This is a genomic window from Tenacibaculum sp. 1B UA, from assembly GCF_033978845.1.
Taxonomy (GTDB): Bacteria; Bacteroidota; Bacteroidia; order Flavobacteriales; family Flavobacteriaceae; genus Polaribacter.
On record NZ_JAKVUA010000010.1, the window covers coordinates 1 to 26,394 of the forward strand.

27 protein-coding genes and 1 pseudogene are annotated in these 26,394 nt (G+C 31.1%); 27 read left to right on the plus strand and 1 reads right to left on the minus strand.

All coding sequences use genetic code 11. The features are described from left to right. The first annotated feature begins 1,248 nt into the window (after nucleotides 1–1,248). The 27 genes and pseudogenes from MK851_RS08960 to MK851_RS09085 all read left to right on the plus strand — a co-directional run bounded on the left by MK851_RS08960 (nucleotide 1,249) and on the right by MK851_RS09085 (nucleotide 24,415). Nucleotides 1,249–1,770: a hypothetical protein gene (locus MK851_RS08960; RefSeq protein WP_320243286.1), complete on the plus strand. Its 522-nt coding sequence runs from the start codon at nucleotides 1,249–1,251 to the stop codon at nucleotides 1,768–1,770. Further along, nucleotides 1,760–2,785, plus strand: a complete 1,026-nt coding sequence (locus MK851_RS08965; protein ID WP_320243288.1) for a leucine-rich repeat domain-containing protein — start codon at nucleotides 1,760–1,762, stop codon at nucleotides 2,783–2,785. The genes MK851_RS08960 and MK851_RS08965 overlap by 11 nt, the downstream gene beginning before the upstream one ends. Before the next feature lies 1 nt (nucleotide 2,786). Next, nucleotides 2,787–4,172 carry a phospholipase D-like domain-containing protein gene (locus MK851_RS08970; protein WP_320243290.1) on the plus strand — a complete coding sequence of 462 codons (1,386 nt, stop codon included), beginning with the start codon at nucleotides 2,787–2,789 and terminating at the stop codon, nucleotides 4,170–4,172. A gap of 133 nt (nucleotides 4,173–4,305) precedes the next feature. Continuing rightward, the gene (locus MK851_RS08975; protein WP_320243292.1) at nucleotides 4,306–5,403 is read left to right on the plus strand and encodes a hypothetical protein; all 1,098 of its coding nucleotides are present in this window, start codon (nucleotides 4,306–4,308) and stop codon (nucleotides 5,401–5,403) included. Then, entirely contained in the window at nucleotides 5,400–5,927 is a 528-nt protein-coding gene (locus tag MK851_RS08980) for a hypothetical protein (protein ID WP_320243294.1), read from the plus strand. Before MK851_RS08975 ends, MK851_RS08980 begins: the two co-directional genes overlap by 4 nt. Nucleotides 5,928–6,212: 285 nt before the next feature. Beyond that, nucleotides 6,213–6,401, plus strand: a complete 189-nt coding sequence (locus MK851_RS08985) for a hypothetical protein (RefSeq protein WP_320243295.1) — start codon at nucleotides 6,213–6,215, stop codon at nucleotides 6,399–6,401. Between the two features lie 359 nt (nucleotides 6,402–6,760). Then, on the plus strand, nucleotides 6,761–7,285 hold the full coding sequence (locus tag MK851_RS08990; RefSeq protein ID WP_320243297.1) for a hypothetical protein: 525 nt from the start codon (nucleotides 6,761–6,763) through the stop codon (nucleotides 7,283–7,285). 182 nt (nucleotides 7,286–7,467) lie between these two features. Beyond that, on the plus strand, nucleotides 7,468–7,680 hold the full coding sequence (locus MK851_RS08995; RefSeq protein WP_320243300.1) for a transposase: 213 nt from the start codon (nucleotides 7,468–7,470) through the stop codon (nucleotides 7,678–7,680). Further along, a complete protein-coding gene (locus tag MK851_RS09000) occupies nucleotides 7,649–8,188 on the plus strand; it encodes an HD domain-containing protein (RefSeq protein ID WP_320243302.1) in 540 nt (179 codons plus the stop codon). Before MK851_RS08995 ends, MK851_RS09000 begins: the two co-directional genes overlap by 32 nt. A gap of 192 nt (nucleotides 8,189–8,380) precedes the next feature. Then, nucleotides 8,381–9,406: an OmpA family protein gene (locus tag MK851_RS09005; RefSeq protein WP_320243304.1), complete on the plus strand. Its 1,026-nt coding sequence runs from the start codon at nucleotides 8,381–8,383 to the stop codon at nucleotides 9,404–9,406. 319 nt (nucleotides 9,407–9,725) lie between these two features. Next, nucleotides 9,726–10,130, plus strand: a complete 405-nt coding sequence (locus MK851_RS09010) for a DinB family protein (protein WP_320243307.1) — start codon at nucleotides 9,726–9,728, stop codon at nucleotides 10,128–10,130. Between the two features lie 301 nt (nucleotides 10,131–10,431). Continuing rightward, nucleotides 10,432–10,911 (plus strand): Dps family protein, encoded by a 480-nt coding sequence (locus MK851_RS09015; protein WP_303506256.1) that lies wholly within the window; start codon nucleotides 10,432–10,434, stop codon nucleotides 10,909–10,911. 144 nt (nucleotides 10,912–11,055) lie between these two features. Beyond that, nucleotides 11,056–11,721, plus strand: a complete 666-nt coding sequence (locus MK851_RS09020; RefSeq protein ID WP_303506254.1) for a peroxiredoxin — start codon at nucleotides 11,056–11,058, stop codon at nucleotides 11,719–11,721. A 334-nt stretch (nucleotides 11,722–12,055) separates the two neighbouring features. After that, nucleotides 12,056–12,175: pseudogene (locus MK851_RS15680) on the plus strand (hypothetical protein); the annotation flags it as partial. Nucleotides 12,176–12,241: 66 nt separating this feature from the next. Beyond that, nucleotides 12,242–13,003, plus strand: coding sequence for a YoaK family protein (locus MK851_RS09025; RefSeq protein ID WP_320243310.1), 762 nt, complete (start codon nucleotides 12,242–12,244; stop codon nucleotides 13,001–13,003). A gap of 242 nt (nucleotides 13,004–13,245) precedes the next feature. Beyond that, nucleotides 13,246–13,551, plus strand: a complete 306-nt coding sequence (locus MK851_RS09030) for a metalloregulator ArsR/SmtB family transcription factor (protein WP_320243312.1) — start codon at nucleotides 13,246–13,248, stop codon at nucleotides 13,549–13,551. A 101-nt stretch (nucleotides 13,552–13,652) separates the two neighbouring features. Continuing rightward, a complete protein-coding gene (locus tag MK851_RS09035; RefSeq protein WP_303506248.1) occupies nucleotides 13,653–13,838 on the plus strand; it encodes a thioredoxin family protein in 186 nt (61 codons plus the stop codon). Between the two features lie 7 nt (nucleotides 13,839–13,845). Continuing rightward, the gene (locus MK851_RS09040) at nucleotides 13,846–14,253 is read left to right on the plus strand and encodes an OsmC family protein (protein ID WP_303506246.1); all 408 of its coding nucleotides are present in this window, start codon (nucleotides 13,846–13,848) and stop codon (nucleotides 14,251–14,253) included. Beyond that, on the plus strand, nucleotides 14,246–15,220 hold the full coding sequence (locus MK851_RS09045; protein ID WP_303506244.1) for a permease: 975 nt from the start codon (nucleotides 14,246–14,248) through the stop codon (nucleotides 15,218–15,220). Before MK851_RS09040 ends, MK851_RS09045 begins: the two co-directional genes overlap by 8 nt. Before the next feature lie 18 nt (nucleotides 15,221–15,238). Continuing rightward, the gene (locus tag MK851_RS09050) at nucleotides 15,239–15,679 is read left to right on the plus strand and encodes a nitrophenyl compound nitroreductase subunit ArsF family protein (protein WP_303506241.1); all 441 of its coding nucleotides are present in this window, start codon (nucleotides 15,239–15,241) and stop codon (nucleotides 15,677–15,679) included. Then, nucleotides 15,680–16,390, plus strand: a complete 711-nt coding sequence (locus tag MK851_RS09055) for an aromatic aminobenezylarsenical efflux permease ArsG family transporter (protein WP_303506239.1) — start codon at nucleotides 15,680–15,682, stop codon at nucleotides 16,388–16,390. A 579-nt stretch (nucleotides 16,391–16,969) separates the two neighbouring features. Then, the gene (locus MK851_RS09060) at nucleotides 16,970–19,108 is read left to right on the plus strand and encodes an amino acid permease (protein WP_320243315.1); all 2,139 of its coding nucleotides are present in this window, start codon (nucleotides 16,970–16,972) and stop codon (nucleotides 19,106–19,108) included. A gap of 122 nt (nucleotides 19,109–19,230) precedes the next feature. Next, nucleotides 19,231–19,905, plus strand: coding sequence for a hypothetical protein (locus MK851_RS09065; RefSeq protein WP_320243317.1), 675 nt, complete (start codon nucleotides 19,231–19,233; stop codon nucleotides 19,903–19,905). Nucleotides 19,906–20,154: 249 nt separating this feature from the next. After that, nucleotides 20,155–20,970: a helix-turn-helix domain-containing protein gene (locus MK851_RS09070; RefSeq protein ID WP_320243319.1), complete on the plus strand. Its 816-nt coding sequence runs from the start codon at nucleotides 20,155–20,157 to the stop codon at nucleotides 20,968–20,970. Between the two features lie 74 nt (nucleotides 20,971–21,044). Next, the gene (locus MK851_RS09075; protein ID WP_320243321.1) at nucleotides 21,045–21,539 is read left to right on the plus strand and encodes a VOC family protein; all 495 of its coding nucleotides are present in this window, start codon (nucleotides 21,045–21,047) and stop codon (nucleotides 21,537–21,539) included. Between the two features lie 224 nt (nucleotides 21,540–21,763). Continuing rightward, nucleotides 21,764–23,605: a cystathionine beta-synthase gene (locus tag MK851_RS09080; RefSeq protein WP_320243323.1), complete on the plus strand. Its 1,842-nt coding sequence runs from the start codon at nucleotides 21,764–21,766 to the stop codon at nucleotides 23,603–23,605. 432 nt (nucleotides 23,606–24,037) lie between these two features. After that, complete coding sequence (locus MK851_RS09085; RefSeq protein WP_303506229.1) at nucleotides 24,038–24,415, plus strand: DoxX family protein; 378 nt, start codon at nucleotides 24,038–24,040, stop codon at nucleotides 24,413–24,415. Nucleotides 24,416–24,713: 298 nt separating this feature from the next. Here the strand turns inward: MK851_RS09085 and MK851_RS09090 are convergent, their stop codons facing one another. Continuing rightward, on the minus strand, nucleotides 24,714–26,345 hold the full coding sequence (locus tag MK851_RS09090) for an ABC-F family ATP-binding cassette domain-containing protein (RefSeq protein WP_320243326.1): 1,632 nt from the start codon (nucleotides 26,343–26,345) through the stop codon (nucleotides 24,714–24,716). Between the last annotated feature and the right edge of the window lie 49 nt (nucleotides 26,346–26,394).

The window sequence follows — 26,394 nt, forward strand, 5'->3', positions numbered from 1 at the left end:
GCGTGACGCGCTGATGGTTTCGTTGTCTTGAGGAAACACCAGCGTGACGCGCTGATGGTTTCGTTGTCTTGAGGAAAGCTCAGCGTGACGCGCTGACGGTTTCGTTGTCTTGAGGAAAGCTCAGCGTGACGCGCTGATGGTTTCGTTGTCTTGAGGAAACACCAGCGTGACGCGCTGATGGTTTCGTTGTCTTGAGGAAACACCAGCGTGACGCGCTGACGGCTTCGTTACGTTGAGGAAAGACCAGCGAAGCTCGCTGATGGTTTCGTTGCGTTGAGGAAAGACCAGCGAAGCTCGCTGATGGTTTCGTTGTGTTGAGGAAAGACCAGCGAAGCTCGCTGAGAGACTATTCAATAAAGTGTGTCAACAGCGATATATAGAACCGTGCTACTCCGTAAAACATCTTTTACTCTCTAAATAACTTAGCTTATGGAATTCCGTAAAAAAATTAAATTATTATTAGTAAGTTCGTAAAGATATAAACAAACATAAAATACAACTATAAACCTATCAAAACAGGTGTATAACGATGTATTTTACATCTATATAAACAAGTTAGGTAAAACAGAACAGTAGCAGCGTGTTTGAATTAAAAAAAAAGTAATTATCATTTAAAATAATTAAAATTGAACCCCTACTCCATTCTGAAAAATTATTCACTCCGAAAAAAATCCTTTAAGAGTTTTTAAAAGGTTACTGTGGTGTTTTTTTAGCTCATGAAGCAAATGACAACTGAAACTAATAAAACGTGCTTAAAACGTTACGTGTAGAAAATAGTAGAAACGTGTATGAATTATCGTAGCTACTAAAAAAGTTAAGTGTTTGAAACTTGTAATTTTAAATTAAACTCAAAACTTTCTGAAAACAAATAACGCTGGAATAAGCGTAGCAATGTTTTTCAATGAAACCTCTTTTTTGTTCGAAAAACTGACAACCAGCAGAACGTGGAAAATTATCGTAGTTTCGTAATTAACTTATTCCTATTTACTTCGTTGAAACTATTTCAGGCTGAAAAAAACTGCATTACCTAACACCGGCTAAACTTCATGCGGGTTTAGTTTTTAACTCCAATGTTTTATGTATATTTACTTGGTCGCCAAATCTTGTTGATTTGGCGTTGTGATTAAAAAAAATACAAAACCAAACAAAAAGCTTCGGCTTGGTCACGGTTCGAAAATCTGGTCGATTTTCTAGTCCGCACAAAGCCTAGCCAAAACCGTTGGCGGTAATTAAACTCACTCAATCTAAATGAACGAATATTTTGAAATCAGAATTAAGGGAAACAATTACTATTGGCACATTGCTGAATTGTTGGAATCTAATGAAGAAACTGAAAAGTTTTTATTCACAAGAAATGAAGAAGAAATAATTCTGAATAAAAATGAATTCAGTAAGCGCGATTTATCTGTTGATAAAATACATCTAGAAAGACTAGGATTCTATGATAATGAAAAGAAAAAATTTGTTTCTAAAAATGGTCTATTCGTAGAACCAATTTATTTTCATAAAAAAGAGTCTTCAACAATAGCAACAGAAGAATTTTTAGGTTATGTCATTTATAAATCAAGCCAAACAGATAGTTTAAGAAAACTTCATTCTCAGCTATATCAAGATTTCTTTAATGACATAATTAAAGATAAAGAATCAGCTCGCAAACAGTTGAATTGTTTTTACTCAATTAATCATTTGTTTCAAGTTCTAAAAGAAAAATATACTTTTTCATTTAATGAATTAGAAATTATAACAGGTAATAAACAAAATGAGCGATAAAAACAAATTGATTAAAGTAAATAATCAGGTTCTAAAACGAACTGATAATATTATTTCTATTACCAATAAAATTGTAAATAATCAAATAAGTGTTACAAAAGAAGATTTCGAATGGTGGGATAATCTCGAAGATTTTTGGAAAAAGATTTTTAACTTCTATATCGAAAAAGTTACTCTACCACCTTCGCCATTAGACGAATTTGCATTCAAAACTAATGTAAAAAAAAATGGACTTAATGGTTATTTTAATGGCAAACAGCTGCAAGATTTAGGTATTACAGATACGCCAACCAAAAAAGAGTTACAAGAAATTCTTAGCATAAAAAAAATAAGAATTACAGAGTTTGGAATAAATAATATTTCGCCATTAAGTAGATTAAAAAATATCGAATCAATAGACTTAAGACAAAACTCAATTGTTGATATAAAACCACTTAAAGACTTAAAAAAATTAAAAGAGATAATTTTGTTATCTAATTCTGTGGAAAATATAGAAAATTTAAAAGAGTTAAAAAACCTTGTGGTATTAAATTTAGATGAAAATAACATTATTGATATATCGCCAATTAAATCATTATATAAGTTAGAAATTTTAGGACTATATAAAAACCATTTTACTAGTATTAAAAGTATTAAAAATCTTCCTAATCTTTTAGAGCTTTCGTTATCTTACAATAAAAAAATAAAAGATTTAAACTTTTTAGAAGAACTAAAGAATCTAAAATCATTGAGCTTAAGAGATTGCAATATTAAAGATATTACAATATTAAAAGATTTGAATAAATTAGAAAATTTAGATTTGGGTTGTAATAATATAAGAGATATTTCAGTATTAAGTTACTTATTTCACATCAAAAAAGTATATCTCTGGAGAAATCAAATTAATGATTTTAGCCCTTTATATAAACTTCAAAATCTTGAAAAAGTCAGTCTTGGCGAAAACAATATTACTGAATTTATATACGACGAATTAATTAAAAATATACCTGAGTCCAAAATTTATAATAGAATGTAAAATGCAAACAGAAGCAATATTTGAAAATATTAACAAGAGAATCAAACAAGAAATACTAAAAGCAGAAAAAACAATTTATGTTGCTGTTGCTTGGTTTACAGATTATATTTTATTTCACGAATTAGAAAAAAAAGCTAAAGAAGGCTGTAAAGTATTTGTGCTAACTTCAAATGATTTTATAAACAAACAGTCAAAAATAGATTATGATACTTTCCAAGAAAACTTTAAGGTTTTTCTTTTTGGCGATTCTAAAACAAGGCTTATACACCACAAATTTTGTGTAATAGATAAGCAAACTGTTATTACAGGCTCTTATAATTGGACACATAAAGCAAAATCTAATGAAGAAAATGTAGTAATCACAAAAGGAGATAGTGTTTTAGCGGAACAATTTATTGGAGAGTTTAATAAACTACTTGAACAGTTTAATATTAAAGATAATCAAGTTGACTATCGCAAAGATTTAGATAAAATTATTAAGCGTTTAGAAATCATAAAGAACTTCATCTTAATTGAAGAAACGGAATCAATAAATACAGTAAGTAATAAATTAAAACCTTACAAAGAGTTAAAATCAATCTTAATTTCACTCAAACAAAAAGAATACGCAACTGTTATTAATCAAATCCAAGATTTTATAAAAAGTAGCAAAAATGAAAATTTAACGCTTTGGATTGATGAAGAATTAGTTGCATTGAAACTTGAATTAAAAAATCTTGAAATTCAATTAAATGCTTATGATAATGAGAAAATTGAGTTAGAAAAAGAGTTATTAGAATTTCAACATAGACATAGCTTGGAAGTTGGTTCAATTATGTCTGAAATTTTAAAACTTAGAAAGCATAAATTTAGAGATAATAAAAAGAAATTTAAAGAAGCAGAAAAAGACGAAAAACAATATAATGAGCAAATTGAAGAAGATAAAAATAAAGTTCATTTTGACTTAAACGAAGAAGAAAAAAAGGAATTAAAAATTAAATTTAGAAAAGCGTCTATTCTTTGTCATCCAGACAAAATAAATGATGAAATGAAAGATGAAGCAGAAAAAATGTTTATTGAATTAAAAAACGCTTATGACAGTAATAACATAAACAAAGTAAATAACATTCTTAATTCTTTAGAAAATCAATCCTTCTTCAAATCTAAATCTGAAACAGTTACAGAAAACGAAAAATTAAAATTAGCAATTCAAAAAATACGATTACAAATAAATAGTGTTTTAGAAAATATTGTTGAAATAAAAGAAAATGAGACATACAAAACAGTATCAAAAATAAAGGATTGGAATGAATATTTTAGTAACTTAAAAGCGGATTTGAATACGGAATTAGAACAATTGAAAAACGAAACGGAAATAATAACTACCGCCAACACCGTGTATAATTAATTACTTGGTTATCGCCTACTTACGAAAATACTCACGTATTTTCTATTCGGTTTTTATTTGCTAAATTACGTGCTTAACCACGCAACTAATCATACACAAACACGTTATGTGCAAGCTGAAAAAACCAACAAAAATGGCTGATGATACAATATACATGTCTGAAAAAGATGACTACCCTAGAGAAAAAAAATCTTATGGAGAATTAGTAACACGAGTTTATTTTAGTGGAAAACCTGAAACAGCAAAAGAAGCTAGATTAAAATATACAAAACCTCTTGTAAAAAAAGTAGAAGGTCCTTTTAATGAAAATGGAGAGTTAGTTAATGAACTTGAAATTGGAACGACATATATTTATAAGGCTACAGAACATCAAGAATCAATTTTATCTCTAATTAAAAATATATGGTGGGCTGAACAATTAGATGATGGAACAATTACAGACCTAGAATACAAAAAAGGAGAAAATCCATATTTGGATGATAAAGGAGTTGTTTGTTTCAAATACACAGTTAAAGAATGTGAAAAAGTAAGGATTTATGCTTATGTAGCTAAGCCAATAAAGCCTGTAAGTATTGAATCCGAAGTAGCTTCAAAAAAGGCTATAGCGTTTTTTATTGGTGGTGCTAGTGATAAAGAACCATACTATGGCAATCCTGCTACTGAAATTGTAAAAGAACGTGTTAAAACCGAATTTGATGAATTAATTAAAACAGAAAGTATTAAAGGTTATGATAGTTTCTATCTAGGATATAATGAAACAAGAGGAGATGAAGACATTCAAAATAAAATTATTGCTAATATTCACAATAAAGAAAATACAGCTATTTACATTATTGGTCATAGCCTTGGTGGTTGGAATGGCGCTCATTTATCTCAAATCTTAACTGATAGAGGGTATAATGTGGATTTATTAATAACACTTGACCCTGTTGGTGTGGGTTCAACTGTAACTTACATTTCAGATATTTATTGGGGAACACCAAAACCTAAAGCTAATTATTGGATACACATAAGTACATTTCCTGAAGATTATAGATTTGATGATTTTATAGCTGATTTTGGAGAACAGTGGAGACCCAAAACAGGAATGCAAATTAATGATGAATGTAGTTGCAATCACGGAAGTGCTGGTTTTATGTTTACTAAAAACCTAAAGGACACCGATATTTCTGCATCCGATATGCTTCTTCATCAAATAAAACTTTTCATATCAAAACAAGCTGAAAAATGAAAAACATACTAATTATTTTAATCTCTATCTTATTTTTTTCTTGCAATCACGATATTCCAATAGCAAATATTCAGTTTATTAAAATTGAAAAAAATGATAAATATGAAAATTCCTTTTTTTTATATTTCAAGTCTGATGTAGAACTTATAGAAAATCTGCAAAAAGAACACCTAGGAGCAAGAGTTGATTGCTTTTTCAAAAATGAAAGGGTTAATAAAAGAGATTATGCTGACTACAAAGGTTTCATATTATCTTCTGTTGGAGATTTAGAATTAATATCTAAAAAAGATAAGTATACTTATAAAATTAAAACTTTCTTTGAACAAGAGGGTATTGAAAAATATTCGAATAATCCAATAAAACAAGGAGAAATAATATTAAAAAAATTACAAGAAGATATAGACAAACAAACTGAGTGTGCAAATTGCGCTGTAACAGCTGTCACTTTTATGAATACAACAAATCGATATATATCCAATGCAATGTGTCTTCCTAAAAGAGAAATAAAGAAAGTACTGAAATAACGTTTTGTAACACGGTGTATAAAACATAGCTAATAAGAGCTAAACTGAAAGGGTTCTGTATATTTAGAAAGTCCGCCAAATTTTTAATTTGGCTTTTAAAATTGATAAATTAAAAACAAAATATAAAAATTCGGCTCTGTGTTAACCCGAAAAGTTAGTGTCTTTTTGCACGCTACGTTTCATACACAAACCGTTGCAACAATTTAACCAAAACGTTGAGAAACTAGGAGCTTAATGTAACAAATACTTTAATTGAGATACTAATTATTTAAAATCTAAAATCAAATGAAAAAAATAACGAAAAGAAAAGCATTAATTTTATTATCAATTGGAATGCTTGTAATTACAACTTCACAAATTTTATCTCACTTTTTTGAATTACCTGATTTTACAAAGGGTTCTTTTATCGGAATTGGAATCGGACTTTTACTTACTTCGTTAATTTTCGGAAATTTCAAAACTGTTCGTAATTAGAAGCGAAAAAAAGCGGAATTGAATATAATTGGAGGAAAGAAAAACTCTTTTTTAAATTATACTTTCCAAAATCAAACGAATTCAATTAAATATCAGCACAGAAATAATTTAATGAACTATTTTCGGAATCTGAATTTAAATAAGTAAATGGAAACTAAAATCTTATTAGTTACGAAAAAAACTGTTGCCAACAATGTATAAAAATAATTGCGGTTTAGTGCTTAATCAAAGGTAGTTGCGTGTTTGCTACGTCTGAATTTCCTGCGGAAATTCCTCGCACACAAACCCGCAACTATTCTTATACTAGACCGTTAGCACACAGTTGAAAACCGAACTCAAAAAAAAAACACTGAATAGAATTGATAGATTTTGATAGCATAAAAAAGAAAGTCGAGTTAGAAAGCAAAATAGAAGACATTTACTCGAATTTTCTTCTAAACTATCTTTTGACAACCCAAAAAGAAGTCGTAAAAATTACCAAACTGACTTTGAGGTTGAATGGATTTCCACCAGACATTTCTGATTTTATAAAAAAACAGTGGTCAATTAGATTTGGCTACGTGGAATTAATAAAAGAAAAGAAAAATTACGTAAAAGTAAAACTTACAGATTCTGCATATTTAATGGCTGATACTTTTGAATACAAAGAGCGAATTGTTAAGCGGACTTACTTAATGCGCTTGATTTATGGAATTGTGGTTTTCTTTAGAGCAATTAAGAGATTATTCAAAGTAATAATTCCGAACTTCATTAAACGTTTATTTAGCAAAAAAAGTGGAACTCTGATTATGAAAACCATTGGAGTTTTAAGTGCATTATTAGGTTTTATTTGGCTCTGTATTGAAATGTTTGAATGGGCAGTAAAAAAAGGATTTATAAACTGAAAAGAAAAAACCGTGTGCTAACACCGTATAAAAATAATGCTTAATTTAGTGCTTAATCAAGAGTCCGTGCACTTTTGTTACGTCTGATTTTCCTGCGGAAAATCCTCGCACACAAAACCGCAACTATTCTTATACATAAACGTTGACCCGTCCTGAATAAAGGCTACATAATTTTAAACATTATGTATAAAAACGACAAAGTCATCAGACGGTATTCAGAACCTTTCAAACTGAAAATTTTAGACGAACTTACAACCGGTAAACACACAAAAAGCGAACTTTGTAAACTCTACTCTATTGCTCCTACAACAGTCAACGAGTGGATTAAAAAGTACAATCGTAAAGATTTAATGAACACCTCAAATGACACAAGAACTATATCAAAAAGCAATTAAATTTGCTGGAGAAAAACATAAAGATCAAAAAGTTCCTGGAACAAACTCTAACTATTTGCTACACATCTCTAGCGTTGCTATGGAAATAATCTTAGCATATAATGCAACTAACAATTTCGATTTGAATTATGCTGTTCAATTAGCGCTACTCCACGATACATTAGAAGATACTGATACTAACTTTTTGGAGTTATTGAACATGTTTGGAGAAAAAGTTGTTAATGGAGTTCAAGCATTAACTAAAAATAAAAATCTGGATTCTAAAAAAGAGAAAATGACAGACAGCTTGAACCGGATAAACAAACTTGAAAAAGAAGTTGGAATGGTAAAATTAGCAGACAGAATTACAAACCTTCAAGAACCACCAAAACATTGGAAAAAAGATAAAATTCAACACTATTTATCTGAAGCTATCGTAATTAATAAAACACTAAATAACAAAAATGAATATTTAAATAAAAGGTTAGAGAGTAAAATTGCTGAATACAAAAAGTATACTATTAAATAAGAATAACTTATTATTAAACTCTTAATTACAAACATAATCTATTCTTTAATCTCAAGAAGGTGTAGAGAACCTCAAAAAAATACTAAAACAATTAATAACATTAAACTAAACCTAAAAACATTATATTTAACTCCATAATTAACAGACACATAAAAGCTGTTATTAACAATTATAAATCAAATAAGAATTACAATGAAAAGAATTTACTCAATCTGTTTGTTATCAATAATTACTTTAACTTCATGTAAAAATGAGAAAGAGACTACCAAAAACAAATTAGATGAAGTTGTTAATAATGAAGTAACAACCAAAGAGAAAAAAGAATTAAAGAATAACACTAAAAAATTTTCTTGGAAAAACATAGTTGAATCTAAAGTTGATATTGGTGCATACCCTTATATAACACCACCAAAAGGTATGTTAGTAAATAAAAATACTAGCAGCACAGAGTCTTATGACTTTCACAAACTTGAAATGTTTGACGGTAAATCATTTTTTGACATAGAAGGACGAGTAGATAAAATGGGAATTATGATGGATGGAAGCAAAAAATGGAATCAATACTATTTTGATAAAAGTATTAAAGACTATTTAAAAGCTATTGGTGCTCAACTTATTTTTGAAGGAAAAATACCTAATGAACTTGTAAACCAAAAAGGAGAAAGCGTAAACGATCGTTATGCTTACTTTAATAATTTTTATGTTGGTGATGCTGTAAACTCCCCTATTCGTATGTATGTATTAAAAACGCCAACTAAAAAAATAGGAATTCAAATTTATTCAGATGTGGCTAATGCACAAATTGGAGTTGTAGAATCAAAAGAATTTGAACAAACAATAGAGAAAATAACAGCAGATAAAATTATAAATGAAATAAACACTAAAGGCTTTGCTACATTACATATTAATTTCGACTCTGGTAAATCAAGAATTAAAGCTGACTCTTACGAAATAGTGAGTGAAATATCTAAAATGTTAAAAACAAACCCCAATTTAAAAATAAGTATTGAAGGACATACTGATAATGTGGGTAATGAAGAATTTAATATGAAACTTTCTAAAAACAGAGCAAAATCCGTTCTTATGTCAGTCGTAGATGAAGGTATTGAAGAATCAAGATTAGAAAGTAAAGGCTTTGGGCACACGAAACCTATAGGTAATAACGCTACAGAAGAAGGAAAAGCACAAAACCGAAGAGTTGAACTAAGAAAAATTTAAGAAAAAACGTGTAAGTAGTATGAAAACTACTGCTTACACAAAACACAACATATTATATTTTTTAAATTATTAGGGTATCACCCCAATAAAAAAACACACTTTCTTATCTTATATATATTTGAAGGTGTTAATAAAATTGCTATACTTTCTACTTATTCTACTTTCTAAAAAATGTATTGGTAGTTTTAGTATATATATAAACTAGTTGTAAGTAATTTGAGAAAATCATCAATAACATAAAATATTTAGCTCTAGAATAAAATTAAGTAAGTACTTAGCTAATCGACTAAAGGAAATTTTTACCGAGGGGAAATGGGTTGTGGAAACAAACTTCAAAGAGCAAATAATTGATCTTGATTGGAAACAAGCAACTCAAAAAATAGAAGATTTCAATACTATTGCTGACTTGACGTTTCATATTAATTACTATATCTCTGGTGTATTAAAAGTACTCGAAGGTGGAACACTTGATATTCGGGACAAGTTTAGCTTTGATTCGCCGCCAATTAAATCGGAACAAGACTGGAAAGAGTTAGTGAATAAGTTTTGTTCTAATTCGGAAAAATTCATAAGTCTCGTTGAAACAATGACTGATGAAAAATTATTGAGTGATTTTGTTAACAAAAAATATGGAACTTATTTTAGAAACATTGATGTAATGATAGAACATACATACTACCACCTTGGACAAATAATACTTATTAAAAAGAAAGTTATTCAATAAAGTGTGTCAACTTGTTTTTAGTACTCTAAACAACGTATCAGGAATCGATAATAACATACAAAACACCCCACCCCTACTATTTAAATAATTAACATAATGATACTTACAAATTAAATTATTAGTAAGTTCGTAAAATATAAACAAACATTAAATACAATCAAACCTAACAAAATCGCTGTATAACGATGTCTTTTTACATCTATATAAAACACATGTTGGCGGTAATTGAACAATCTGTAACATACATCACAATAGAAGTTACATAGAAGAATTATTTTCGTAAAAATAAAATCAATAAAAAATGGAACATTTAAATCGAATCGGACTTGACACAGAAAAAAGTAAAAAACTGGCAGATTTACTCAATGAATTACTCGCCAATTATTCGACATTTTATCAGAATACCAGAGGATATCATTGGAATATTAGGGGAGATAAATTTTTTGTTCTACATATCAAATTTGAGGAACTCTACAATGATCTAATATTAAAAATAGATGACGTAGCAGAAAGAATTTTGACATTAGGTTATACACCAAGTCATAAGTACACCGATTATCTTAGAAAAACAGATGTTAAAGAAAGTAACCAAATATCTGACGGTAAAAAAGCTGTAGAAGAAATTCTTGCAGCATTCAAAACTATTATTTTAAAGCAACGTGATATTTTAGAAATCGCTTCTGACTCGAATGATGAAGGAACAAGTGCATTAATGAGCGACTATATAAGAGAACAAGAGAAATTGGTTTGGATGTATTCTGCACACCTTAATGATAAATAAAGCACTCATTGAATACCGCAAATGTTTTCAACACTAATTAACCACAACTAAACAAGCATTATTGTAACAATAGTTACTTTCTTAAAATAAGCTAAGTTGTACCTTTACTTTAAAATAATGACAAGTAATTAAAATTATAGAACCATGGAAAATAATAACGAAATAGAAAACAAAATTTATTCAATGCCAAGAATTGGAGACAATGCTCCAGACTTTGAGGCAGTTACAACTAAAGGAAAAATTCAGTTTTCAGACTTTGCAAAAAATAAATGGGTAGTAATGTTTTCTCACCCTGCAGATTTCACTCCTGTTTGTACCACAGAGATGAGTGGATTTGCACAAAGAAAAGCAGAGTTTGATGCTTTAAACACTGAACTGTTAGGTTTGAGTATAGATAGTATTCATGCACATTTAGGTTGGGTTCAAAATGTAAGAAAAAATACTGGTGTTTATTTTGACTTTCCAATCATAGCTGACTTAGATATGAAAGTATCAAAGTTATATGGAATGTTACAACCAAATGAAAGTGAAACAGCAGCAGTTCGTGCTGTATTTTTTATTGACCCGAAAAAAAAGATTCGTTTGGTTATGTACTATCCACTAAATGTAGGTAGAAATATGAATGAAATATTAAGAGCATTAGAAGCATTACAAACTTCAGATAAGTATAAGGTAGCCATGCCACTTGATTGGAAAAAAGGAGATAAGGTAATTGTATCACCTCCAAAAACACTAGATGAATTAAATGATAGAATTAATGATGAATCGTTAGAAAAAGTAGATTGGTACTTAGCAAAAAAGAATCTCTAACATTAAATAAAAAACTACCGTAAACACAGGTAACCGTTGTACAAGCCCTATAAAACGATATTTTGTTTTAAGATACTTGTACAACGGTTATTATTATTAGGAATAAATGTAAATCTCTTCTTAGAAAAAGCGTAGGTAAATTTATAAAATCATTAGATAAAGACTTTACTAAAGTCAATCTTAAAATTGATAGAGACACGCTATTTAACGTTCTTAAAAAATACAACATACTTACACTTAGAAAAAACAAGTACTATAACCACAAATTCGTATCATTGTTTTTATAAGTACAATAATCTTATAAAAGATATAGAAGTTACTAAACCAAACCTTTCATAACGTGATGCATGCAAAAAGAGCAATAAAAAACACAATTAATTTATACAACCAAATAAGATTACATCTATCTTTAGACTATAAAACACCTAATATGGTATATAAATTATTTGCTTAAAATCAATTTTAACCATAGCCATATTTAAAGATAAGACATTTGATAAACCGAACTAAATAAGAAAAAATGTTTAGACATCAAGGTAAAAGCAGAACATTAAAACATAATCTGAAAATTGCCACTATTCTATCATTTGTTGCTGGTATTGTGAATGTTACAGGTTTTTTAGCATTTAAACAATTGACAACAAACGTAACTGGACATTTTGCTCTTTTTATAAGAGATGTTGCCGATTTTGAGGTTTGGAAAGGAACAGTTTATTTTCTTTATCTTTTTTCTTTTCTCTTTGGTTCTTTTTTGTCAAGCTTTTTAATTGAAAAATTTAAAGAAAACAAAAAGCTCAACGTTTTTGTTATACCAACAATAATTGAATGTTTCATTTTTTTATCAATCCCTATCATAAGTAATACTGTAGAAATAAAATATCCAGACTTCATTGTTTGTTCACTCCTCCTCGCCATGGGACTTCAAAATTCTTTTGTCACAAAGATTTCAAATGCAATTGTAAGAACAACACACCTTACAGGGTTATTCACAGATTTAGGAATTGAATTATCTCAATTATTTTTCCCTGAATCTCATCCGCATAGAGAAAAAATTAAAGCAACTATAAAGCTTAGAATTTATATTATTTGTTTCTTTTTTTTAGGAGGAATAACCGGTGGATTTCTTTACTCTAAACTTAACTTGAGGTTAAACACTCTTATTTTAGGAGCTATAATTTTATTAATAAGTTTATTTTATGACGATTTAAGGTATAGATTAATCAGAACTAAAAGAAAATATAAACAAAGAAAAAAACTACACACAACTAATAAGTCTGGTTAAAACAAATAAGTTTCATAAAATTTACCTCAAAGTACTTTTATAGCTCAAATCATACGGCAACCCATTTTTTACAACAGCAAAAATATGTTTTAGTAACTTATTACATACCTTAACCTTCTAAATGATAGAGCATAAAACCTGTATAACCACACAGCTCTTTTAAAACCAATACAAAAAATAGTAGAACGTGATAAAAGTTACACTACAACTAAAAAATCTATCGTACATTTGCGATAAGAAATATGAAAAGAACTTTAGAACACGTAGAGTATAACAAAAATACCGAAGCTTTAGCTAAGTTTGCTAAAGCATTAGGACACCCAACACGTATTGCCATTTTAAAACATCTTGAAAGTCAATCATGCTGTTTTACTGGTGATTTGGTAGATGTTCTTCCATTAGCACAATCTACCATTTCTCAACACCTGAAAGAATTAAAAAATGCTGGTCTTATTCAAGGAGAATTAAAGCCACCAAAAATAAAATACTGTATTAATAAAGAAAATTGGAAGATTGCAAAAAACTTATTTCAACAATTCTTTGATTGATATTTTTTTAATAATCAAATCGTACATTTACGATAAACAAACATAAAATAATGACTAAAGTAATTAAAATATTAGGAACAGGATGTCCAAAATGCCAATCCATGACAAGTGTTGTTAAAGATGTCGTTTTAGCAAACAACATTGATGCAACAATTGAAAAAATTGAAGATATTATGGAAATTATGAAATTCAATGTAATGATAACACCAGCTTTGGTAATAGATGATGTAGTTACAATAAAAGGTAGAGTACCTTCAAGAGATGAAGTATTAAAACTTTTAAATTGAGTAAACTATGAAGTATCATATCAAAGCTTCATCTATTTCAAATCAAGATGCAGTTATTTCTATTAAACAATCAAACATAGGTTTTGGCATCACTAAAAACACTACTGAAACCCTCCCTAACCCAGCAGAATTATTCTTAAGTTCATTCGCTTCATGCATACTTAAAAATGTAGAACGTTTTTCAATTATGATGAAATTTAATTACTCTAAAGCTACCATTGAAGTAACAGCAACACGTATTGAAAATCTACCACGAATGGAAGATATTGTTTATACTTTAACAATTTACAGCGATGATAAAAAACTAAATGTTAATTTATTAAAAAAGAACATAGAAAAGTTTGGTACAATATACAATACTGTAAAGCTATCTTGTAACATTTCTGGAACTATTAATATAACTGAAAATGTTTAATTGGTTACAAAATTTTGCTGACTGGCTTATATACTCTGTTTTTAATATTGAAACAGAAACTCACTTAGCAACCGCCCTTAATTTCTTTGTGTATGATACACTTAAGATTTTAATTCTCTTATTTGTTATTGTTTTTTTTATGGGAATAATAAACGCATACTTTCCCATTGAACGCCTTAAGAATTATCTGAATCGAAAAAAAATGTACGGCTTAGAGTACTTCTTCTCCTCTATTTTTGGAGCAATTACACCTTTTTGTTCGTGCTCTTCTGTTCCTTTATTTATTGGTTTTGTTCAAGGCGGTATTCCTCTAGGTGTAACATTTTCTTTTTTAATTACTTCTCCTTTAGTTAATGAAGTTGCCATAGCTATGTTTATAGGTATGTTTGGCTTAAAAGCAACACTTATTTATGCAGTTTCTGGTATTATATTAGGAACAATTGGTGGTTGGTTATTAGGCAAATTAAATCTAGAACCTTTACTCTCCAATTGGGTAAAAAAAATTCTAGAACGTAAAATACAACAGGTAGAATATAAAGAAGAAAAGCTAACTTTTTACCAACATTTACCCGAAATTATAAGAGGAGCTTGGGATATTGTAAAAGGAGTGTTTATTTATATAATTATTGGTATTGCAATTGGTGCAGTAATGCACGGGTATGTTCCAGAAAACTTTTTTAATGAGTTTTTAGGAGGTGAAGAATGGTGGACTGTTCCCCTAGCTGTAATTGTGGCTGTTCCAATGTATGCCAATGCAGCAGGAATAGTACCAGTTATTGAGGTTTTTGTAGCTAAAGGTGTACCACTTGGTACTGCAATTGCCTTTATGATGGCAACAGTAGGGTTGTCAATTCCTGAAGCAACTTTACTAAAAAAAGTGATGTCGCTAAAATTAATTGCTATCTTTTTTGGTGTAGTAACACTATGCATCATTATTTCAGGATATTTATTTAACATCATATTATAATCTATAAAATCAAATAAAATGAATAAAACAATCATTTTTTTTACCGCTTTAGTAATCGGTATAATATTTACATCTTGTGAAAGTCAAGAAAAAAACAAAACAACTACTCTTAATACATCTATTTCAAAAATAGAAGTTTTAGACTTCCATTCCACTCATAGGTGTATGACCTGTAATGCAATTGAAGCAAATACCAAATTTACTTTAAATACCTATTTTGCAAAGGAGCTTAATGAAGCTAAAATTACATTTCAAGTTATCAATGTAGATGAAAAAGAAAATGAAAAGGTTGCTGAAAAATTTGAGGCGTCTGGCACTTCTTTAATCTTAAACGTAATTAAAGAAGGAAAAGAAACCCAAATAAATCTAACCGATTTTGCTTTTATGAAAGGTAACGACCAAGAAGCCTTCAGTAAAGAATTAAAAGCTAAAATTGATAAAGAATTAAAATCACTCTAAATGGATTATTTACAATCGCTTTTAGAAAATTACAATATCCCTGTTTTATCGGCATTTATACTCGGGTTAATGACAGCTATTAGCCCGTGCCCTTTGGCAACCAACATTACTGCAACTGCATTTATTTCTAAAAATATTTCGAGCAAAAGAAAAGTTTTTTTGAGCGGATTATTATACTCTTTAGGAAGAGGGTTTAGTTATACTATAATTGGTTTAATATTATACTTTGGTGCAAGTAAGTTTCACATTGCACGGTTTTTTAATCAAAACGGAGAAAAATATTTAGGCCCTTTATTAATTATAATCGGCTTAATTATGCTAAATATTATTAAACTAAATTTTTGGGGTAAATTAAATTTTCAAGAAAAACTATCTGAAAAACTCAAAGATAAAGGTTTATTAGGTTCTTTTTTTATAGGTGTTGTTTTTGCTTTAGCATTTTGCCCATATAGTGGAGCATTATTTTTTGGCATGCTAATTCCAATGGCAATTACATCAGTAGATGGACTTTATTTACCTATAATATTCGCATTCGGAACAGGGTTACCTGTAATTATTTTTACCTACTTGTTAGCTTTTACTGTAGGAAAAATAGGCATATTCTATAACAAAATCACAAAAATTGAAAAGGTAATACGAACAATTACTGGTATCGTTTTTATACTTACTGGACTATATTATGTTTCTGTTTTTACAGGAATATTTGAATAAACAACATTAACAAGTATGTAAAAAACACCAACATATAACAAAGAACTAAGCTAAAACACAAGTAAATTTTATATCATAACCTTACTCCACACTTTATTTTATAAACTAGATAATAATATAATAAATTTACTTATATGCTGTTCAATTAGCGCTACTTCACGATACATTAGAAAAATTGCTCCCATATCCTTAAACTACATTTTTTTACTAACATTTTTCTACACGGTAGTATATACCACTGTTTAAAATAGCTCCCCTTACTATGGGAGAGTCACTCCCCTTAGGCAGGGAGTATCGCTCCCCTTACCATTGGGGTGTCATCCCAATTAGGCTTGGGGTATCGTTTCCATTACCGTTGGGGTGTCACCCCAATTAGGCTTGGGGTGTTGCCCCTATAAAACCACCCCCTATTTTCACCCCATAAAAACAACCAACAAAAGCTAGCCTTTCTAACAAAAAAACACTGTAAAAGAACATATTACAAGCAATACCTTAACCAAGCCACACATAAAAAGTGTAATTTTTTTCATATCTTCTCATGGTCTAACCACTTAATAATAAGCCTTAAACACAAAAGCCATGAGGAACAAACTAAAAAAAGACTTAGGATTATTTGATGTTTTTGCCATAAGTACTGGAGCTATGTTTAGCTCTGGTTTCTTTTTACTACCAGGAATCGCCTCACATTACACAGGTCCCTCTGTGTTTTTGGCGTACTTACTTGCAGGTGTATTAATACTGCCCACCATGTTTAGCATTGCTGAAATATCAACAGCCCTACCACGATCAGGAGGAGCATACTTTTTTTTAGACAGAAGTTTAGGACCACTTATGGGAACCATTGGCGGACTGGGTACCTATTTCGCTTTAATGCTAAAAACAGCCTTTGCAATTATTGGTATTGGTGCTTATGCCGCTATATTTTGGGAAGTTCCCACCAAAATAGTTGCTATCGTAGCCACTCTTTTTTTTATGGCATTAAACTTAGTGGGAGCTAAAAAAACCTCCGCCTTTCAAAAGGTGTTTGTCATATTCCTATTAATCATTTTAGTTGGTTTTATTGCTGATGGACTTTTTTCCATCTTCACCTCAGATACTATTACCAACGAATCTATTAACAAACAATTTACCCCTTTCTTTTCAAACGGATTTGGAGGTATGTTTACTACCATAGGTTTTGTTTTTGTTTCCTATTTAGGGCTCACTCAAATAGTAAGCGTTGCAGAAGAAATTAAAAATCCTGAAAGAAATATTCCTTTAGGTATGATACTCTCATTAGTCGTTACAGGATTAATTTATGGTTTGGGTGTTTTTATTATGGTTACTCTTATTGAGCCTACCACTTTTGCTAATGAGTTAGCTCCTGCGGCTACAGCTGCAGAATACCTTTTTAAATGGTTACCCGATAATGTAGGAGTTTTATTAATGTCGGTAGCAGCGCTTGCTGCATTTGCCTCAACAGGAAATGCAGGGCTTTTATCAGCATCAAGATATCCGTTTGCCATGGGACGCGATAAATTATTTCCTGCTATTCTAGCCAAAATTGGCAAAAAAGGAAGTCCTGTAGTCGCTATATTCTTAACCACAGCGCTAATTATCGTATTCATTTTAGTATTATCAGAAGAAGGTATTGTAAAGCTTGCGAGTACCTTCCAACTATTAATTTTTATCTTTATTAACTTCTCTGTTATCGTTTTTAGAAAAAGTAAAATAGAATCGTACGATCCTGGGTATGTATCTCCATTATATCCGTTTATGCAAGTTATAGGAATTGTTATTTCATTCATCCTTATTATTTATTTAGGATGGATGCCCATACTTTTTACCTCTGGTATTATTGTAATAGGCCTACTTTGGTATCACTTTTATTCCAAAGGAAAAGTAAAACGAGAAGGTGCTATTTTTCATTGGTTTGCGCTTTTAGGAAGGCATCAATACGATGAATTGGAAAATGAATTAATGACCATTTTAAAAGAAAAAGGACTTCGTGAAGGGGATCCGTTTGATGAAACCGTAATTACATCGAAAATAAAAATAATTAAGGATACCACTAACTTTGATAAGGTCTTAAATATCGCTTCCGATTACTTTTGTAGGGAGTTAGACCTCAACAAAGAAGGAGTACTACACAAATTTTTTCAGTCGATACCCGATGAATCTGTCATCACTTTACCAGGTATTTTAGTTTTTCATGCCAAGTTTAAGAGTGTTACACATCCTTCCATGAAAATTGTAATTTCTAAAAAACCAATTGAAGGAATACTTCCCTCTGAAGATTATGAGTTTAAAAAGCCCATACAAATCTGTGCTTTTCTAATTAATTCTGATGAAAACCCAAAACAGCAATTACGTATGCTATCGAGACTTCTTGATATTTTAGAGCGAGAGCACATCGTAAAAACCTTGCTTAAAATGAATAGTCACAGAGAGATTAAGGAGTTTTTATTACAAAACGAGCGATTTGTAAGCATCAAACTACTCAAAGGAACTCCGCAAGACACCATGATTGGAAAACAGTTAAAGGAAATTCAGTTACCAAAAGATGTTTTAGTCGCTTTGGTTGAAAGAAACGACAAAACATTTACCCCTAATGGTTCAACTGTTTTTCTAAAAGATGATGTACTCACCATACTTGGAGAAACCAAATCTATCGCAAAACTGTATAAGGAATACATGAGTTATGAAATAGATAAGCTGGATACGGAGGAGACTACTTAATTTTTGGTTTGATTCTAAAGCTATTTTAAATAACTTAGCTTTCGACCAATAAATCTAAATTATTGGCATAAACATTCAATATTTAGCCACATAAATATTCATTCTGAACAAATTTTACTTAAATGATAAAACATCATAACTATTTTAAAGTTCATTTACCTAAGAAACAATATAAAGGAGAAAGTGAAGACGAATTAGCTGAAATTATTATGGAAGAAGCTTACCTATTATCTGACGGAAAATGGACTAAAAACTACAGTCCTATTAATCCAAAAACTGACAGATTTGAAGTAAGTCTTTATCCATCTATTCTTTACGCTACCAACAAATTAAACTATTCTGAAAAAGAGAAGTTTCAAATGATAAATAACTATTTAGACCATTCATTTGTTGACTTTTTAGAAAAATTTGATCCTTTATACAAATGCACAAGTTTCATAGAGTATCACCTCCATTATTTCAAAGGAGACAAAACCGAGTTTTACAAACACATTAAATATCAAATTATAACTATTATTAAAAAGCGAAAAGAATTAAAAAAGAAAAACTTAGATTATAATAATTTAGAACTAATTATAAGTGACTGGGTTAACGAAAAAATGAAAACAAAAGAAGAAAAATTAAATACTCTAAATGCAGAAAATGTAATTATAAACAACAAAAGCAAAATTAAAAACCAGTCAATTAAAACAGGAAAAGATCCAAAAGAATCAAACTGGAATAAAGCTAATGTTTTAATTGCTCTAGTAGTTGGAACTGTAACAATAATTGGAATTATATGGGGAATAATAAATTAAAAAACTATACATACACTTTAAACCTTAATTAATATTGATTTAACCAGTCTTTTTTCACTCTTATTTATCAATACCTTTTTAAAATTAGCTGAACGAGAAACAAAATCAATAACAAAACTCCCCTCTACTCTCTTTCCAAAAAAATCTAATTTACCATATCTAACAATTTTATATTATCAGTTTACACTTCTTATAGAAATTATATCTTTGGTAAACCATGTTTCATGCTGAAAAAGATTAAATGACAAAATGGACTACCAGACATACGAACCACATACAGATTTAAGCTCCATTATTAGTTGTTATTGGACGTTGGAAGTACCCATACATTCCGAACCACAAAAACAACGAATTGTACCAGATGGTTGTATAGAAATGGCATTTATTCTTGGAGACGATATAAAACGGTACACTTCCGAAAACAACTTTATACTTCAACCACGGGCAATGATATTGGGGCAAACAATTGAACCTTTCTACATTGAACCTACAGGATATGTCAATACTTTTGCAATTAGATTTTATCCTTATGGGTTTGCTAATTTTATTTCTGAACCAATCAACAACTTAGCAAATACAGAAACACCTTTAAACCTCCTTTTTGACAAGGAAATCGCAAATAACTTGCAACAAAAAATAATCAACGCTGAAAATACGATACAACGTATAGACATAATCGAAAAGTTTCTTTTACATACGTTTAACGACCAAAAAACAATTCATAACATAGTAAAAAGTACTGTGGATACTCTCCTATCTACAAACGGAAGTGTTTCTATAAACTCAATCCTCCAATACGACCTATCTAAAAGAAGGCAGCTTGAAAGAAACTTTAAAAAACAAATTGGAGTAAGTCCCAAACAATTAGGAAAAGTAATTCGGTTACAAACAGCTTTAAAATTGATGCTTAACCAAAAGTCTAAAAACCTAACCGATGTTGCCTATAAAAGCGACTATTTCGACCAAGCCCACTTCATTAAAGACTTTAGAGAATTTACAGGAATAAACCCTAAAGAGTTTCTTGCTGACGAAAGCTTGAAGCTTTCTACCCTTTTTTACAAATAAACTAAGGTGTCGCATTTTTACAATTTCAACTAATTTTCTGCTCTTAGTTTTGCATCAATAATACTAAGCCGAAAATGAAAAACAACACATTTATTACCATTATTACCCTACTTTTTTGCTTTGTGTCTTGCAAAAACAAAGACACTTCAGTCGCTAAAACAATACAATCTAAAGAATCAATCACTAAAAGCATACAACAGATGAAAAGTTATGTCTCAATTTTTGAAATTCCAGCAACCAACATTACACGAGCCGTTAATTTTTACAAAGAAATTTTAGGAATAGAAATTGAAAGATTCCATTTTCCAGAAATGGAAATGGGGGTATTTCCTTACCAAAATCAAATGGTTACAGGAGTAATTATACAAGGCGAAGGTTATCAACCTTCTGCTAGTGGCGTTACCATTTACCTCAATGGTGGAGACAACCTGCAAACTATTATTGATAAAGTAGAAGAGTATGGTGGTAAAGTTATGATACCTAAAACACCTCACGCTGACGAAAACGGGTATTTTGCCATTTTTCTCGACTCAGAAGGAAACAAAATCGGACTTCATTCGCCAAATTAAAAAACAAACACCTAACAATAAAGGGAAGTAATAATGGTTTGGGTACTAACCCAAACCGTTATTTCTTTTTATTAAAGTGTCTTGAAAACCAACCCATAGATTTATAAAGTCAGCTACAGCTCATACATCAAACGAAAGTAAAACTCCCTTTATAAAACCATTCTCTCCCCTTTCTAAAAAAATCTAATTAACGTATCTTGCAGTCTTATTAAAAGATACCTATAATGCAAGACAAAAACGTACATACCTATATAAAAAATGTTGTAGAAAATATGCCGGCAGATTGGTTAAACCTTACCACGCACCGCCTGGATATTTATGAAGAAAAGCTAGCTAAAACCCAGTTTTTAGAGCAGTTTGAAGATTTGTATAAAAACAACAATGCTACTGCTTCAGCGTTAAGCGAGTTACCAACTGCATACGATTATATCCGTTTAGGGCATCCTTTATCATCTGTATTAGAGTGGACGATTGCCAAACTATACAACACAAAAGCAGCAAATGTAATTAGTTTTTCGTCACAAACAGTTCCTGTATTGGCTGTGTTAAGAGCGAATTTGTTTGCTAATAAAAACACGCAAATAGTGTACACCAATAAAATCCCTAGCTTTTTTGATGCTGAAGCAATTAAAAATGTATACGGATATCAATTTGAATTAAAAAAGGTGGATAGTGTTGAAGCGATAACTGAGTTTGATGGTAGTACCGTATTGATTGTTGAGCAAGAAGCTATTTGCAACTTTACCATTGTACCAAACGTTGATTTCTACATCAACACACACCCAGAGTTAGGAAGCTTTTTATTAGTAAACGGTGAGCAAAACGACGCTTATATTTCAGACATTCAACATGTAAGAAGAAGAGAAACTATTGCCATGACTCCTGCTAATTCATTAAAAGCATTAAAAAGTCTTATCGATGAGCCGTATGATGTTACGGTTACTGATGTAGCAGAAAACAAAGCGAAGGTTGAGAAACTCATCAATGAAATTACCAATACCAGTACAAAAGCGTTAGTAGCATCAAGTGGACTTTCAATACAATACGCCATTTTAATGGGATTGATTGACGATGCTCTTGAAAACCATAAAGGAAAAGCGATTAAAATTGTAGTGCCTCCAAACTGCTATGGTGGTACTAACGACCAAGCAAGACGTGTTGCTGCTTGTTTAAACAACGTAGACATTGTTGATTTACCTGTTGATGGAGACAACGACATGGTAGAGAGTATTGATACCGTGTTAACCAACATTGCAGCGCAAGATGCGGTTCCGTATATCATTGCAGAAATTCCAACCAACCCAAGAGTAGAAGTACCAAATCTTACCGATTTAAGAAATGTTTTAAGTAAAAAACGTACCACTCCTACTGGTGAAACAGCGGTTGATCCTGTATTTATTTTAGACCAAACTTTTTGTCCGAATGTTCACTTTTTAGGAGATACAGACATGTTAGCCAATATTAGAACTATTTCGTTTGCAAGTGGATCTAAATTCCCTAGTGGTGGAAAATGTACTGCTGGATACTGTGTTGGGAATAAAACAACCAACACGTTAATCAAAAAAATAGAAAAGCACTTACACATTTGCGATAACGAGGCTACACCGCTTCAATACGAAATATTAGCTGCACAAATGCCTTCAATGACACAACGAATTAGTGATGCTTATAAGAATACGCGTGAGTTTGTAAACTTTATTCATGAAGTGTTACCAGATGCTAAAATCAATTTTGTTTCTGAGGAATTAGCTGCACAAGGGTTTACACCATCGGTATTCTCGTTAGACCTTCCTACCAAAGGAAATACTGCGGAAGAAAAAGAAGCGTATAAAAGAGCCTTAAACTTAAAGCTTATCAATTTAATGATTACTGAAATACCTAATGAAAGTAAGTATTGTGTAAGCTACGGACAGTTAAAAGGTTGTTATTGGACGATTCCTGCAACCTCAACACAAGGAACTACCAAAGAAGGGGATAAAGATTATATTGCTCGTGTAGCGCTATCTCCTAACATGGATTTAGCACTTCATAAAAAAGTATTCCTTGATTTTGTAAAAAGTATTTAAGAACAATAAAAACGTCATTTCGACCGAAGGGAGAAATCGCAAGGTTCAGCGAAGCTAAATCTTATCAAAGGGAGTAACTCTGATTATTGAGATTTCTCAGTCGTAACCTCCTTCGAAATGATGTTTTATTTTGTTTTGCAAATGAACACTGAGCGAAGTCGAAATGAATAAAATGGCTATCTTACTCTCGACTTACACAGATTGCTTCACTACCGTTCGCAATGACGTTAACCGAAACGTCATCTCGAACTGAAGCAACGCGGAACGTGAGAGATCTTAATAATAGGAGTTACTCTCTTCATGAGATTCCTCACATTCGTTCGGAATGACATAAAATTATTCGCAATGACTAAACTCTTTTTATCGTACCTTTTTTATTTTTTATATATTTAAAGAACTAAAAAACAAACTACTAACCTCAAACTAATCACTATGAAGCAAAAAATTTTATTCGTACTAAGTCTGCTATTCGGATTAATGTTTATCAATTCAGGATTAAACAAATTCTTAAACTACATGCCAATGCCAGAAGAATTACCCGAAAAAATGATGAGTGCTATGACTGCCATGATGGAAATTGGCTGGTTAATGCCTTTGGTAGGAATCATTGAAATTTTAGGAGGTATTCTATTCATTATCCCAAAAACTAGAGCCCTAGGAGCTGTTGTTATTTTTCCTGTAATGATTGGAATAATGCTAACTAACATTTTTCAAGCGCCTTCTGGACTTCCTATTGCTATAGCATTATTTGCTATTAATCTTTGGGTAATTTATGAAAACTGCGATGCTTATAAACCTATGGTAAAATAATAACTATCATCATTACGAAGGGGGACACGACTGAAGTAATCTCTCCGTCGACCAGCAGATTGCTTCGTTCCACTCGCAATGACAAAACATACTGTCATCTCGAACTGAAGTAGCACGGAATGTGAGAGATCTTAATAATAGGAGTTACTCACATGAATAAGATTTAGCTCCGCTGAACCTTACGGTTTCTCACATTCGTTCGAAATGACAGTTATTAAACGTCATTACGAAGGAGGTACGACTGAAGTAATCTCTCCGTCGACCAGCAGATTGCTTCGTTCCACTCGCAATGACGTTTTTACAAATCTATTTCCTTTAACGCTTTGATGTTATTACGCTCTAAAAACGCATCAATCGTTTCAAAGTGTTCAATAACACGTTGGTCTTTAAACTCAAATACTTTTTGAGACAAGCCTTGTAAGAAATCACGGTCGTGCGATACTAAAATTAACGTTCCGTCAAAGTGTAATAAGGCTTCTTTAATTACTTCTTTTGATTTTAAATCTAAGTGGTTCGTAGGCTCATCTAAAATCAACACGTTTACAGGTTCTAACAACAGTTTTACCATTGCCAAACGGGTTTTCTCTCCTCCAGAAAGTACTTTTACTTTCTTTTCTAAATCATCTCCCGAGAACATAAAACGTCCTAAGATATTTTTGATTTGTGTTCGAACATCTCCTTCTGCAACCTCATCTACGGTTTGGAAAATTGTTAATTCTGGGTCTAATAACGAAGCTTGATTTTGTGCAAAGTATCCCACTTTGGCATTGTGCCCTAAACCACATTCTCCTTCAAAATCAATTTCTCCCATAATTGCTTTAATCATGGTTGATTTTCCTTCTCCGTTTCTTCCTACAAACGATACTTTTTCACCACGAGCTATGGAGAAACTTGCATCTTTAAATACGGTTAAATCTCCGTATTGCTTCGTCAATCCTTCCACTTTTACAGGGTAATCTCCTGAACGTGGTGATGGTGGAAAACGTAGTTTTAAGGCTGAAGTATCTACCTCATCTATCTCTACAGGAACTAATTTTTCTAACATTCGTTCACGCGAAGCTACTTGATTCGTTTTTGAATACGTTCCTTTAAAACGTTCGATAAATGCTTTGGTATCGGCAATAAATTTTTGTTGTTCTTGATAGGCTTTTAACTGATGTGCACGACGTTCTTTACGCAACTCTAAATAGTGTGAATAATTCGCTTTGTAATCGTGAACCGTTCCCATGGTAACCTCAATGGTTCTGTTGGTAATGTTATCGATAAATGCTTTATCGTGCGAAATTACTACCACCGCCTTGGCTTTGTTTAATAAGAAGTTTTCCAACCAAATTACCGATTCTATATCTACGTGGTTGGTAGGCTCATCTAACAAAATTAAGTCGGGTTTTTGCAGTAAGATTTTCGCCAGCTCTATACGCATACGCCAACCTCCACTAAACTCTGAGGTTGCTCTTTCAAAATCTTCTTGCTTAAATCCTAACCCTTTTAATGCTTTTTCTACTTCTGCTTCGTAGTTTATTTCTTCTAACGCGTAGTACTTCTCGCCTAAATCTGATACACGTTCGATGATTTTCATATAATCGTCCGATTCGTAATCGGTACGGGTTTCTAACTGTTTGTTGAGGTCGTCCATTTCTGCTTTCATAGCAAAAATAGATGCAAATGCTTTGGATGCTTCTTCTTTTACCGTGCAATCGTCTTCCATTAACAAGTGCTGAGGTAAGTAAGCGATTACGGTATCTTTCGGACTACGAACGCCTCCTTTAGTTGGTTTAGAAACTCCTGCTATAATTTTCATCATGGTGGATTTTCCTGCGCCATTTTTACCCATTAAGGCAATTTTATCGTTCTCGTTTATTACAAACGAAACGTCGCTAAACAGCGTGTTACCACTAAACTCAACCGTTAATTGATCTACCGTAATCATACAAAATATTTTAAGCGGCGAAATTAGCAAAAATGGTGTATAAACTTGT